The sequence below is a fragment of the Pseudacidovorax intermedius genome (assembly GCF_001476815.1).
Lineage (GTDB): Bacteria > Pseudomonadota > Gammaproteobacteria > Burkholderiales > Burkholderiaceae_C > Xenophilus > Xenophilus intermedius_A.
In genome coordinates this window covers 20,116-32,252 of the sequence record NZ_LDSL01000001.1, presented here as the reverse complement: position 1 = coordinate 32,252, position 12,137 = coordinate 20,116, and the positions used below count along the sequence as shown (strand labels likewise).

At 69.7% G+C, this 12,137-nt stretch carries 11 protein-coding genes; 7 read left to right on the top strand and 4 right to left on the bottom strand.

The genetic code is table 11. The annotated features are described in order from the left end of the window. A partial coding sequence (locus NS331_RS00135) for a ribonuclease catalytic domain-containing protein (RefSeq protein WP_058640000.1) occupies positions 1-1,861 on the bottom strand: 1,861 nt, incomplete at its 3' end. A gap of 49 nt (positions 1,862-1,910) precedes the next feature. Next, complete coding sequence (locus NS331_RS00130) at positions 1,911-2,498, bottom strand: YqiA/YcfP family alpha/beta fold hydrolase (RefSeq protein WP_058639999.1); 588 nt, start codon at positions 2,496-2,498, stop codon at positions 1,911-1,913. A 41-nt stretch (positions 2,499-2,539) separates the two neighbouring features. Between NS331_RS00130 and rodA the strand changes: the two genes are divergently transcribed. The 3 genes from rodA to NS331_RS00115 all read left to right on the top strand — a co-directional run bounded on the left by rodA (position 2,540) and on the right by NS331_RS00115 (position 6,611). Continuing rightward, a complete protein-coding gene (rodA, locus tag NS331_RS00125; protein ID WP_058639998.1) occupies positions 2,540-3,694 on the top strand; it encodes a rod shape-determining protein RodA in 1,155 nt (384 codons plus the stop codon). 111 nt (positions 3,695-3,805) lie between these two features. Beyond that, positions 3,806-5,266 (top strand): metalloprotease TldD, encoded by a 1,461-nt coding sequence (gene tldD, locus NS331_RS00120; protein ID WP_058639997.1) that lies wholly within the window; start codon positions 3,806-3,808, stop codon positions 5,264-5,266. Between the two features lie 229 nt (positions 5,267-5,495). Further along, on the top strand, positions 5,496-6,611 hold the full coding sequence (locus NS331_RS00115) for a 3-deoxy-7-phosphoheptulonate synthase (RefSeq protein WP_058639996.1): 1,116 nt from the start codon (positions 5,496-5,498) through the stop codon (positions 6,609-6,611). On the opposite strand, the gene NS331_RS00110 is transcribed toward NS331_RS00115, so the two are convergent. Both NS331_RS00110 and mpl read right to left on the bottom strand, forming a co-directional pair. Further along, a complete protein-coding gene (locus NS331_RS00110) occupies positions 6,612-7,133 on the bottom strand; it encodes a cupin domain-containing protein (RefSeq protein WP_058639995.1) in 522 nt (173 codons plus the stop codon). Between the two features lie 21 nt (positions 7,134-7,154). After that, the gene (gene mpl / locus NS331_RS00105) at positions 7,155-8,573 is read right to left on the bottom strand and encodes a UDP-N-acetylmuramate:L-alanyl-gamma-D-glutamyl-meso-diaminopimelate ligase (RefSeq protein ID WP_058639994.1); all 1,419 of its coding nucleotides are present in this window, start codon (positions 8,571-8,573) and stop codon (positions 7,155-7,157) included. A gap of 69 nt (positions 8,574-8,642) precedes the next feature. On the opposite strand from mpl, the gene NS331_RS00100 reads away from it, so the two are divergent. From NS331_RS00100 to accC, 4 genes are all read left to right on the top strand, one after another. After that, positions 8,643-9,233: a hypothetical protein gene (locus tag NS331_RS00100; protein ID WP_058639993.1), complete on the top strand. Its 591-nt coding sequence runs from the start codon at positions 8,643-8,645 to the stop codon at positions 9,231-9,233. Continuing rightward, a complete protein-coding gene (locus tag NS331_RS00095; RefSeq protein WP_058639992.1) occupies positions 9,230-9,775 on the top strand; it encodes a TlpA family protein disulfide reductase in 546 nt (181 codons plus the stop codon). Before NS331_RS00100 ends, NS331_RS00095 begins: the two co-directional genes overlap by 4 nt. A gap of 99 nt (positions 9,776-9,874) precedes the next feature. Further along, on the top strand, positions 9,875-10,336 hold the full coding sequence (gene accB / locus NS331_RS00090; RefSeq protein ID WP_058639991.1) for an acetyl-CoA carboxylase biotin carboxyl carrier protein: 462 nt from the start codon (positions 9,875-9,877) through the stop codon (positions 10,334-10,336). A gap of 126 nt (positions 10,337-10,462) precedes the next feature. Beyond that, the gene (accC, locus tag NS331_RS00085; protein ID WP_058639990.1) at positions 10,463-11,812 is read left to right on the top strand and encodes an acetyl-CoA carboxylase biotin carboxylase subunit; all 1,350 of its coding nucleotides are present in this window, start codon (positions 10,463-10,465) and stop codon (positions 11,810-11,812) included. Positions 11,813-12,137 lie beyond the last annotated feature (325 nt).

The following is a 12,137-nucleotide window of genomic DNA, read 5'->3' as shown; positions in this document are numbered from 1 at the left end:
GCGGCAGGCCCTGGGCGCCGATCACCGGAAGCACCAGCGGCAGCGTGTCGGCGCGGGCCAGGGCCTCGCCGGCACCGGCGTCGCGCACCAGCGTCGCCTCCAGCTCGCGGATGCCCTGCTGCTGCAGGTACTTGAGCGTCCAGAAGCGCTCCATGCCGGACTGGTAGGCGTTGTAGGTGGTGTAGGCCGCGTCGAAGCCCGACAGGATGGAGAACAGGCCCGCATCCTTGGGCTTGAAGGGCGCGGCCAGCGCGGCGGTCTTGCCGTGGCGGGCGGCCGCGATGATCTGCCACTGGTTGACCAGGTCGGTGTAGCGGCGCAGCGGCGAGGTGCTCCAGGCATAGCTCTTCACGCCCAGGCCGGCATGCGGCAGGGCCTTGGTGCCCATGCGCACCTTGATGCCTGGCGCGAGGCTGGCCTGGCTGCGGTAGAGGGCGGGCACGCCCAGCTCGCCCAGCCAGCCGCCCCAGCTGCTGTTGGCCAGGATCATGGCCTCGGAGACGATCAGGTCCAGCGGCGCGCCGCGGCGGCGCGTGGTGATCTGCACGGTCTCGCTGCCGTCGGGCTCGGGCCGGTCGTCGTGGCCGACCAGGCGGAAGTTGTAGTCGGGGCGGTTGAAGCTCTCGGGCTTGCCGCGCACCACCTCGCGCTGCGCCTTGAGCGCGCGGGCCAGGCGGAACAGGAAGGCCAGCGGCGCATGCAGGCGCTGCGCCGCGTCGGGGCCGCCGGTGGGGGCGGGCGCCTCCAGCCAGGCCTCGTCGATGACGGCATCCAGCTGGTCGTGGCGCAGGTTGGCGACCACGGGCACACGCTCGATCTTCGTCTCGATGCCCTGCAGCGCCAGCGTGGCTTCGTCGAAGCGGGCGTAGAGCGACACCGCCGGGCGCGGCGCGCCTTCGAGCAGGGTGTAGGTCTGCACCACGGCGTCGGGCAGCATGGTGATCTTGTGGCCGGGCATGTAGACGGTGGACATGCGCGTGCGCGCCACCTGGTCCAGCGCGTCGCCGGGCGCCAGCGCCAGGCCGGGTGCGGCGATGTGCACGCCGACGGTGACGGTGCCGCTGCCCAGGCCCTGCACCGAGAGCGCATCGTCGATCTCGGAGGTCTGCGAGTCGTCGATGGAGAAGGCCTCGACGCCCTCGGCCAGCGGCAGGTCGTCCGCGACGGCGGGTGCCGTGAGCGAGGCCGGAAAGCCCGTGCCCTTGGGGAAGTTCTCGAACAGGAAGCGCTTCCAGTGGAACTGGTAGGCCGAGTCGATGGCGCCGGCATTGGTCAGCAGTTCCAGCGGCGGGCGATGCGCGGCGCGGGCGGCCTCGACCACGGCCTTGTACTCCGGCGCGTTCTTGTCGGGCTTGAAGAGGATGCGGTAGAGCTGCTCGCGGATCGCATCGGGGCAGCGCCCGGCCACCAGCTCTGCCGACCATTCGGCGATCTGCGCCTGCACGGCCTTCTTCTTCTCGATGGCGGCCAGCGCCTGCTGCACGATCTCGGCCGGCGCCTTGCGGAAGCGGCCCTTGCCGCTGCGGCGGAAGTAGTGCGGCGCGTCGAACAGCGCGAACAGGGCGGCGGCCTGCTGCGCCAGCGTGGGCTTGTCGCTGAAATAGTCGGCGGCGAGTTCGGCAAAGCCGAATTCCTCGTCGGACGCGAATTCCCAGGCCAGGTCCAGGTCCATCGTGGCGGCCAGGGCGCGCGCTTCGGCGATCAGCTCGGCGGGCGCCGGCTTGTCGAAACGCAGCACGATGTTGGCGCCCTTGACCTTGACGCGCTTGCCGCTTTCCAGCTCCACCTGCGCCGATGCTTCGGCCTCGGACAGCACGCGGCCGCCGAGGTACTTGCCGGCTTCTTCGAACAACACAAACATCCGGCGATTGTCACACGCGCCCTGGCGCGCATCGGCCGCGGCGGCGGGCTCAGGCCGGCTGCAGGAAGGCCATCACGGCGTCCAGGTGGGCCGTCTCGAAATCGGACAGCGCATGGTCGCCGCCCTCGACCACGCGCAGCTGGCTGCCGGGGTAGCGCGCCGTCATCTCGCGCCAGTCCAGCACCTCGTCGCCCTTGGCGATGACGGCCATGAGGCGCTCCGGGTGCGGCAGCGGGCCGGTCTGCAGGGCAAGCAGCTCGTCGATGTACTCGGGGCGGAAGAAGAAATGCGCCTCGGGGTCATGCCAGGCCGTCTGCTCGCCGATGTAGGCCGCGAGGTCGCGCGCCGGATCGACGGCGGGGTTGATCACCACCGCGCGGCAGCCGGTGCGCGCCGCCAGCCAGGTGGCGTAGAAGCCGCCGAGCGAGGAGCCGACCACCGCCATGCCTTCCGCCGGCCAGTCGGCGGTGCCTTCGGCGATCAGCTGGGCCGCCTCGCGCGGCGAGGGCGGCAGATGCGGGCACCACCAGTGCAGCGCGGGATGCCGCTCGGCCACACGCGCCGCCATCACCCGGGCCTTGGCCGACTGCGGCGAGGAGCGAAAGCCATGCAGGTAGAGCAGGTGGGTGGTGGGCATTCGCCGCACTGTAGCGGGCGACGCGGATAATCGCGCGCCTCATGTCCGCCGTCTTCCAGCGCCCTTCGCTCCTGCGCCGCATCGCGCCCGTGTTCCAGGGCTTCGACCTTTTGCTGGTGCTGGCGCTGCTGCTGCTGGCGGCCACCGGCATGGTCGCCATGTATTCCTCCGGCTACGACAGCGGCACCCGCTTCGTGGACCACGGCCGCAACATGGTGCTGGCCGCCTTCATCATGTTCGTGGTGGCCCAGGTGCCGCCGCAGCGGCTGATGAGCCTGGCGGTGCCGCTGTACGTCTTCGGCGTCACGCTGCTGGTGGCGGTGGCGCTGTTCGGCGTCACCAAGAAGGGCGCCACGCGCTGGCTCAACGTCGGGCTGGTGATCCAGCCCAGCGAGATCCTCAAGATCGCCATGCCCATGATGCTGGCCTGGTGGTTCCAGCGGCGCGAGGGGCAGCTGCGGCCGCTGGACTTCGTCGTCTCCTTCGTGCTGCTGGCGGTGCCCGTGGGGCTGATCATGAAGCAGCCCGACCTGGGCACCTCGCTGCTGGTGCTGGCGGCGGGGCTGTCGGTGATCTTCTTCGCCGGCCTGCCGTGGAAGCTGATCGTGCCGCCGGTGATCGTCATCGCCGTCGCCGTGACGCTGATCGTCTGGTACGAGCCGCAGCTGTGCGCCGATGGCCTGGACTGGCGCATCCTGCACGAGTACCAGCGCCAGCGGGTCTGCACGCTGCTCGATCCCTTCCGCGATCCGCTGGGCAAGGGCTTCCACATCATCCAGGGCATGATCGCCATCGGCTCGGGCGGGCTGGGCGGCAAGGGCTTCATGCAGGGCACGCAGACGCACCTGGAGTTCATCCCCGAACGCACCACCGACTTCATCTTCGCCGCCTATTCCGAGGAATTCGGCCTGGCCGGCAACCTGTTCCTGATCTGCGGCTTTACCTTCCTGATCTTCCGCGGCCTGGTCATCGCCTCGTCGGCGCCGACGCTGTTCTCGCGCCTGCTGGCCGGCGCGGTGACGATGATCTTCTTCACCTATGCCTTCGTGAACATGGGCATGGTCAGCGGCATCCTGCCGGTGGTGGGCGTGCCGCTGCCCTTCATCAGCTACGGCGGCACGGCCATGGTGACGCTGGGGCTGGGGCTGGGCATCCTGATGTCCATCGCGCGTTCGCGGCGGCTGATGCAGAGCTGACCGACCCGGCGGCGCGGGGGCGGCCCGCGCGCCCGGCATTGCCCCTGATCGCCGCGCTGGCCCTGCGTCCGCGGGCCGCCGCGCGCCGGAGGCGCGAGCAATAATCGGCCGATGATCTCCCGCGAACCCACCATCGAGCGCCTGGCCACGGCGCAGCAGCTTCTGCTCACGCCCTTCGGGCTCGACGAGACGCACCTGGCGAAGGCCCTGGCCGAGATCCGCGCCCACAAGGTGGACGACGCGGACCTGTACTTCCAGTACACCCGCGCCGAGGGCTGGAGCCTGGAGGAAGGCATCGTCAAGACGGGCAGCTTCTCCATCGACCAGGGCGTGGGCGTGCGGGCCGTGAGCGGCGAGAAGACCGCCTTCGCCTATTCCGACGACATCTCCGAAGCCTCGCTGCTCGACGCCGCCCGCACCGTGCGCGCCATCGCCACGGCCGGCAAGTCGGGCCGCGTCAAGGCACCCGCGCGCAAGGTGGCGGGCAGCCGCCAGCTCTACGGCGGCATCGATCCCATCGCCACGCTGGACAGCACGGCGAAGGTGGCCCTGCTCGAGAAGGTCGAGAAGCTGGCCCGCAGCCGCGATCCGCGCGTGGCGCAGGTCATGGCGGGCCTGGCGAGCGAATACGACGTGGTGCTGGTGGCCCGTGCCGACGGCACCCTGGCCGCCGACGTCCGGCCGCTGGTGCGCCTGTCGGTCACCGTCATCGCCGAGCAGAACGGCCGGCGCGAGATCGGCTCCGGCGGCGGCGGCGGCCGCTTCGGCCTGGGCTATTTCGGCGACGAGCAGATCGCCGAGTACGTGGACCATGCCGTCAATTCGGCCCTGACCAACCTCGAATCGCGCCCGGCCCCCGCCGGCGAGATGACCGTGGTGCTCGGCCCCGGCTGGCCCGGCATCCTGCTGCACGAGGCCGTCGGCCACGGCCTGGAAGGCGACTTCAACCGCAAGGGTTCCAGCGCCTTCAGCGGCCGCATCGGCCAGCGCGTGGCGGCCAAGGGCGTGACGGTGCTGGACGACGGTACCATCGCCGACCGCCGTGGCTCGCTCAACGTGGACGACGAGGGCAACCCCAGCCAGCGCAACGTGCTGATCGAGGACGGCATCCTCAAGGGCTACATCCAGGATTCGCTCAACGCCCGCCTGATGGGCGTGGCGCCCACCGGCAACGGCCGGCGCGAGAGCTATGCGCACTTGCCCATGCCGCGCATGACCAACACCTACATGCTGGGCGGCGATCGCCACCCGGACGAGATCGTCGCCAGCATCGACAAGGGCCTGTACGCCATCAACTTCGGCGGCGGCCAGGTCGACATCACCAGCGGCAAGTTCGTCTTCTCGGCGAGCGAGGCCTGGTGGGTGGAGAAGGGCAAGCTGCTCTACCCCGTCAAGGGCGCCACCATCGTCGGCAACGGCCCGGACGCGCTGACGCGCGTGAGCATGATCGGCAACGACATGAAGCTGGACACCGGCGTCGGCACCTGCGGCAAGGAAGGCCAGAGCGTGCCCGTGGGCGTGGGCCAGCCCACGCTGCGCATCGACCGCCTCACCGTCGGCGGCACGGCCTGAGCATAAACACAGCTTGGCAGCCCGTTTTTACGTGCTAGAGTCGCGCTCCATGTTCGCCCAACGCGCTTATTTCTTTGCCTACTTTTGGTTCCCGGATTCCGGCGGACGAGAGGCGCGCGCGTAAACGCAACAACCCAACCCCTCAAAACCGCCGGTGCCTCAAGCCCGGCGGTTTTTTTTTCGCCCCATCGCTTTCCGTCACACATCCACCCACAAGAGGACCGTTCCCATGAACAGCAGCAACGCCAACGCCAACCCCTGGTATGCGCCCGTCGAGAAAACCAGCCAGACCGACGACGAACGCATCAAGGACATCAACGTGCTGCCCCCTCCGGAACACCTCATCCGCTTCTTCCCCATCCACGGCACGGCCGTCGAGAAGCTGATCACCGGCACCCGCCACGCCATCCACAACATCATGGCCGGCACGGACGACCGGCTGCTGGTGGTGATGGGCCCCTGCTCCATCCACGACCCGGCCGCGGCCCTGGACTACGCCCGCCGCCTCAAGGCCGAGCGCGACAAGTACGCCGACTCGCTGGAGATCGTGATGCGCGTGTACTTCGAGAAGCCGCGCACCACCGTCGGCTGGAAGGGGCTGATCAACGACCCGTACCTGGACGAGAGCTACCGCATCGACGAGGGCCTGCGCATCGCGCGCCAGCTCCTGATCGACATCAACCGCCTGGGCCTTCCGGCGGGCAGCGAGTTCCTGGACGTGATCTCGCCGCAGTACATCGGCGACCTGATCGCCTGGGGCGCCATCGGTGCGCGCACCACCGAGAGCCAGGTGCACCGCGAGCTGGCCTCGGGCCTGTCGGCGCCCATCGGCTTCAAGAACGGCACCGACGGCAACATCCGCATCGCCACCGACGCCATCCAGGCGGCGGCGCGCGGCCACCACTTCCTGTCGGTGCACAAGAACGGCCAGGTCGCCATCGTGCAGACCAACGGCAACAAGGACTGCCACGTGATCCTGCGCGGCGGCAAGGCGCCCAACTACGACGCCGCCAGCGTCGAGGCCGCCTGCCGCGACCTGGAGGCGGCCGGCCTGCCGCCCACGCTGATGGTGGACTGCAGCCATGCCAACAGCAGCAAGCAGCACCAGAAGCAGGTCGACGTGGCGCGCGACATCGCCGACCAGATCGCCGGCGGCAGCCGCAAGGTCTTCGGCGTGATGGTGGAAAGCCATCTCCAGGCCGGCGCGCAGAAGTTCTCGCCGGGCAAGGACCAGCCCTCGGCGCTGGCGTACGGCCAGAGCATCACCGACGCCTGCCTGGGCTGGGACGATTCGCGCAACCTGCTCGATGTGCTGTCGCAGGCCGTCAAGAAACGGCGCGGCTGATCAGATGAAGGCCGCCAGTGCGGGCCAGTGGTGCCGCACGGCGGCGGCCAGTTCGCCCTGGGCGTCCATCAGCGTGAAGTCCGCGAAGTCGAAGCCGGGCGCGACGGCGCAGGCGGCCAGGGTGTAGTCGCCGGCGCTGTGCATGGCCACGGGCTGTGCGGCCTGCCACTGGCCGGCGGGCACCACGTGCTGGGGCCGGCTGCCATGGACGTCCACCGCGGCCAGCCGCACGTGGGCCGGCGGCGTGCGGAAGGCGGCGTCGGCGGTCCACAGCGTGAGCGGCACGCCCTCCAGGTGCACCCACAGTTCGTCCGACAGCACCTGGTGCCAGCGCGAATGCTGGCCGGCCTCGAGCAGGAAGTAGATGCTGGTCAGCGCGGCGCGCGGACCGCGGTGGTCGCCGGGCTGCACCGTCGCTGGCGCGCGGAACACCTCGCGGTACCAGCCGCCCTCGGGATGGGGCTGCAGGTGCAGCGTCTCGATGAGCTGGCGGGCGCGTGAGAGGGGCGGCGGCGGGTTCATGGCACGGGCTCCGGCGTTCGTTCAGGCCTGCTGCAAGGCGGCGATCAGCTTGGCATGGATGCCGCCGAAGCCGCCGTTGCTCATGCACACCAGGTGGTCGCCCGGTCGCGCGGCGTCGGCCACGGCCTTGACCAGGCCGTCGATGTCGGCGAAGCAGGCGGCGCGGTCGCCCATGGGCGCGAGCGCGCCGGCGACGTCCCAGTCCAGGCCGGCCGTGTGGCAGAAGGCGAGGGCGGCGTCGCGCAGGCTGTCCGGCAGCTGGGCGGCCATGGTGCCGAGCTTCATGGTGTTGCTGCGCGGCTCGAAGATGGCCAGGATGCGCTCGCCCTGGCGCCCGTCGGCGTCCAGCCGCTGGCGCAGGCCGTCCAGCGTGGTCTGGATGGCGGTGGGATGGTGGGCGAAGTCGTCGTACACGCGGATCGGCGCGGCGCCGGCCCGGGCCACCTCGCCACGCAGCTCCATGCGGCGCCGCACGTTGCGGAAGCGGCAGAGCGCCTCGGCGGACCGTGCCGGCGCCACGCCCACATGCTCGGCGGCGGCGATGGCCGCCAGCGCATTGGCCTGGTTGTGCTGGCCGCTCAGGGCCCATGCCACATGGCCGACGGCTTCCCCGTCGCGCAGCACGTCGAAGGCATGGGCCGGGCCGCGGGCGCGCCATTGCGCCTGCGGGGCGTCGCCGAAGCGGGTGACCTCACTCCAGCAGCCCTGGGCCAGCACCCGCGCCAGGCTCTGCTCGCCGGCATGCACGACCAGCCGGCCGCTGGCGGGCACGGTGCGCACCAGGTGGTGGAACTGCCGCTCGATGGCCGCCAGGTCGTCGAAGATGTCCGCGTGGTCGAATTCCAGGTTGTTCAGCACCGCCGTGCGCGGCCGGTAGTGGACGAACTTGCTGCGCTTGTCGAAGAAGGCGGTGTCGTATTCGTCGGCCTCGATGACGAAGGGCGCCGGCGTCTTGGCCGCCCCGCCGCCCAGTCGCGCGGAGACGCCGAAGTCCAGCGGCACGCCCCCGACCAGGAAGCCCGGCTGCAGGCCGGCCTGCGCCAGCACCCAGGTCAGCATCGAGGTGGTCGTGGTCTTGCCGTGGGTGCCGGCCACGGCCAGCACGTGGCGGCCCTGCAGCACGTGCTCGGCCAGCCACTGCGGGCCGCTGGTGTAGGGGGCGCCGGCATCCAGGATCGCTTCCATCAGCGGGAACTTGGGGCCGCCGTCGGCCAGCCGCGCGCGGGAGACGACATTGCCGATCACGAACATGTCGGGCGCGAGCGCCAGCTGGTCCGCGCCATAGCCTTCGATCAGTTCGATGCCGAGCTCGCGCAGCTGGGTGCTCATCGGCGGATAGACGCCCGCGTCGCAGCCGGTGACGCGGTGGCCGGCCTCGCGGGCCAGGGCGGCCAGGCCGCCCATGAAGGTGCCGCAGATGCCGAGGATGTGAATATGCATCGCCGGATTCTAGGAAGGGCCGCAGGGCCGTCCGCCCCGGTTGCCGCAGTGCGGCGGCACAATGCGCCGATGGACTCCGCCAAGCGCGACATCGCCGCCGCCGCCGCCCGCCTCATCGTCGAGGAAGGCCTGGAATACGGCCCCGCCAAGCGCCGTGCCCTGCGCGACCTGGGCCTGCCGCAGCGCACCGCCCTGCCCGGCAACGACGAGGTGGAAGAGGAGGTGCGCGACTACATCCGCATCTTCTGCGCCGACACCCAGCCGGCCGAACTGCAGGCGCTGCGCCGGCTGGCGCTGGAATGGATGACGCACATGGCGGCGTTCCGCCCTCATCTGGGCGGCTCCGTCTGGCACGGTACCGCCACCCGCCTGAGCGACATCTACATCCAGTTGTTCTGCGATGACTCCAAATCGGCGGAGATCGCCCTCATCGACCACCGGGTCGATTACGAACCGCGCACGGTGACCGGCTTCCACGGCGAGAGCGTGGAGGCGCTGAGTGTGCACGCGCGCAGCCGCGAACTGGGCACCGAGGTGGGCGTGCATCTGATGGTCTACGACCTGGACGACCTGCGCGGCGCCCTGCGTCCCGACAGCCAGGGGCGCACGCCGCGCGGCGATCTGGCCGCCGTACGCCGTCTGGTGGAGGCCGACGAGTGAGCGCGAATCGCCGCCAGTGGCTGGCCTATGGCGCCGCGGCAGTGGCCGCGGCTGGCGCTGGCGCGGCCTGGTGGATGCACGGCGAACTCGGTGCCGACGCGCGAGGCGGCGAGGTGCCCGACGCGCTCTGGTCCCTGCGTCTGCCGCGGCCTGGCGGCACCGGCGAGCTCGTCCTGGCCGATCTGCGGGGCAAACCCACGCTGGTCAATTTCTGGGCGACCTGGTGCCCGCCGTGCGTGGAGGAAATGCCGCTGCTGGATCGCTTCCACCGTGAACAGGCGGCCAATGGCTGGCAAGTGGTGGGCATCGCCGTCGATCGTGCCGAGCCTGTCGATCGGTTCCTGCGGCGTGTGCCGGTCGGCTTTCCCATCGGCGTGGCGGGTGCGCAGGCCTTGACCCTCGTCAAGGCGCTGGGCAACGAGAGCGGGGGGCTGCCCTTCACGATGGTGATGGATGTAGGCGGCGGCGTACACGCCCGTAGAATGGGGAAGGTCGAGTCGGCCGATCTCCAGGCTTGGCAGCGCGCAGTGGTTCACGGCTAGAATCCGCGACCTTCTCGGCAGATGGCGTCAAAACGCCGACGTACGCCGAATTTCAAGCAAGTTCGATAGACGGCCCTCGCAGGCCGGCGCTGGAGGATCATGGATCTGCGCAAACTCAAGACACTGATCGACCTGGTGTCTGAATCCAATATTTCCGAACTCGAGATCACCGAAGCCGAAGGCAAGGTGCGCATCGTCAAGGCGGGCGAAGCCGCCCCGGTTCAGTACGTGCAGGCCGCCGTGCCCCAGGCGGCCCCGGCCGCGATGGCGCCCGCGGCGGCGCCTGTCGGCCAGGCGGCCGCGGCCCCGGCCGAAGCGGCGCCGACCGGTCATGTGGTGAAGTCGCCCATGGTGGGCACCTTCTACCGCTCGGCCAGCCCCGGCGCCCCGGCCTTCGTGGAAGTGGGTGCCCAGGTGAAGGAGGGCGACACCCTCTGCATCATCGAGGCCATGAAGATCCTCAACGAGATCGAGGCCGACAAGTCCGGCACCGTGAAGCAGATCCTCGGCGAGAACGGCCAGGCCGTCGAATACGGCCAGCCGCTGTTCATCATCGAGTGAGCCGCTGAATGTTCAAGAAGATCCTGGTCGCCAACCGCGGCGTTCGCGCTCAAGCGCGGACGGCCGAAGGCCGACACATTGCACTGGCACGCGCAGCGTGCGGGCGATCGAGCCGCGGAGGCTGCAATGTTTAAGAAGATCCTGGTCGCGAACCGCGGCGAGATCGCCCTGAGGATCCAGCGCGCCTGCAGCGAGCTGGGCATCAAGGCGGTCATGGTCTATTCCGAGGCCGACCGCGAGGCCAAGTACGTCAAGCTGGCCGAGGAAGCCGTGTGCATCGGCCCCGCGCCGTCGTCGCAGAGCTACCTGAACATGCCCGCCATCATCTCGGCCGCCGAGGTGACGGATGCGGAGGCCATCCACCCCGGCTACGGCTTCCTGTCCGAGAACGCGGACTTCGCCGAGCGCGTGGAGCAGAGCGGCTTCCAGTTCATCGGCCCCACGCCCGAGTCGATCCGCATCATGGGCGACAAGGTGTCGGCCAAGCAGGCCATGATCAAGGCCGGCGTGCCCTGCGTGCCCGGCTCCGACGGCGAGCTGTCGGACGATGCGGCGGCCAACAAGCGCATCGCCCGCGCCATCGGCTATCCGGTGATCATCAAGGCCGCCGGCGGCGGCGGTGGCCGCGGCATGCGCGTGGTGCACACCGAGGCTGCGCTCATCAACGCCATCCAGATGACCAAGGCCGAGGCGGCCGCGGCCTTCAACAATCCGGCCGTGTACATGGAGAAGTTCCTCCAGAACCCGCGGCACGTCGAGATCCAGATCCTCGCGGACAAGCACAAGAACGCCGTCTACCTGGGCGAGCGCGACTGCTCCATGCAGCGCCGCCACCAGAAGGTGATCGAGGAATCGCCCGCGCCGGGCATTCCGCGCAAGCTGATCGAGAAGATCGGCGAACGCTGCGCTGCCGCCTGCAAGAAGATCGGCTACCGCGGTGCGGGCACCTTCGAGTTCCTGTACGAGAACGGCGAGTTCTACTTCATCGAGATGAACACCCGCGTGCAGGTGGAGCATCCGGTGACGGAGCTGGTGACCGGCATCGACATCGTCAAGACGCAGATCATGGTCGCCGCCGGCGAGAAGCTGCCCTTCACGCAGCGGCAGATCCAGATCAAGGGCCACGCGATCGAGTGCCGCATCAACGCCGAGGACCCGCGCAAGTTCACGCCCTCGCCGGGCCGCATCACCATGTGGCACCCGCCGGGTGGCCCGGGCGTGCGCGTCGATTCGCACATCTACACCAACTACTTCGTGCCGCCGAACTACGACTCGATGATCGGCAAGCTGATCGTCTACGGCGACACGCGCGAGCAGGCCATGGCCCGCATGCGCACGGCGCTGAACGAGACGGTGGTCGAGGGCATCCTGACCAACATCCCGCTGCACCGCGAGCTGATGGTGGACGCCAAGTTCATGGCGGGCGGCACCAACATCCACTATCTGGAAGAGTGGATGGCGGCGCATAAAAGGTAAGCCCCCCAGGCTGCGCGCTTCGCGCTCCGCCTACCCCCCGTGGGGGGCACATCCTGCGGACCGGCGGAGCCGGATCCGCGGATGTTCGCGCATGGCCTGCTCCGCGGCCGGTGGCTTCGGGTGGTGCGGGGCGGGCCGGCGATAGTAGGTGCTGGTGCTGGTGCTGGTGCTGGTGCTGGCCCAGGTCCTGGGCTTGTCCCTGTCAGCGTTCTCGTCTCGTCCTGTTTCCGGTGCTGGCCTTGGCGTGGCCATCTGCGCACATGGTCTGGGCGCGGCAGGCGGCACCGGCGATACTTTGGATGACTGTTGGCGCCGCGGCCGGCTC

Excerpts from the sequence above, each read along its gene's own strand:
- mpl (WP_058639994.1), bottom strand. The coding sequence starts at position 8,573 with ATGCATATTCACATCCTCGGCATCTGCGGCACCTTCATGGGCGGCCTG.
- accC (WP_058639990.1), top strand. The coding sequence starts at position 10,463 with ATGTTTAAGAAGATCCTGGTCGCGAACCGCGGCGAGATCGCCCTGAGG.
- rodA (WP_058639998.1), top strand. The coding sequence starts at position 2,540 with ATGTCCGCCGTCTTCCAGCGCCCTTCGCTCCTGCGCCGCATCGCGCCC.
- NS331_RS00100 (WP_058639993.1), top strand. The coding sequence starts at position 8,643 with ATGGACTCCGCCAAGCGCGACATCGCCGCCGCCGCCGCCCGCCTCATC.
- accB (WP_058639991.1), top strand. The coding sequence starts at position 9,875 with ATGGATCTGCGCAAACTCAAGACACTGATCGACCTGGTGTCTGAATCC.
- NS331_RS00110 (WP_058639995.1), bottom strand. The coding sequence starts at position 7,133 with ATGAACCCGCCGCCGCCCCTCTCACGCGCCCGCCAGCTCATCGAGACG.
- NS331_RS00130 (WP_058639999.1), bottom strand. The coding sequence starts at position 2,498 with ATGCCCACCACCCACCTGCTCTACCTGCATGGCTTTCGCTCCTCGCCG.
- NS331_RS00115 (WP_058639996.1), top strand. The coding sequence starts at position 5,496 with ATGAACAGCAGCAACGCCAACGCCAACCCCTGGTATGCGCCCGTCGAG.
- tldD (WP_058639997.1), top strand. The coding sequence starts at position 3,806 with ATGATCTCCCGCGAACCCACCATCGAGCGCCTGGCCACGGCGCAGCAG.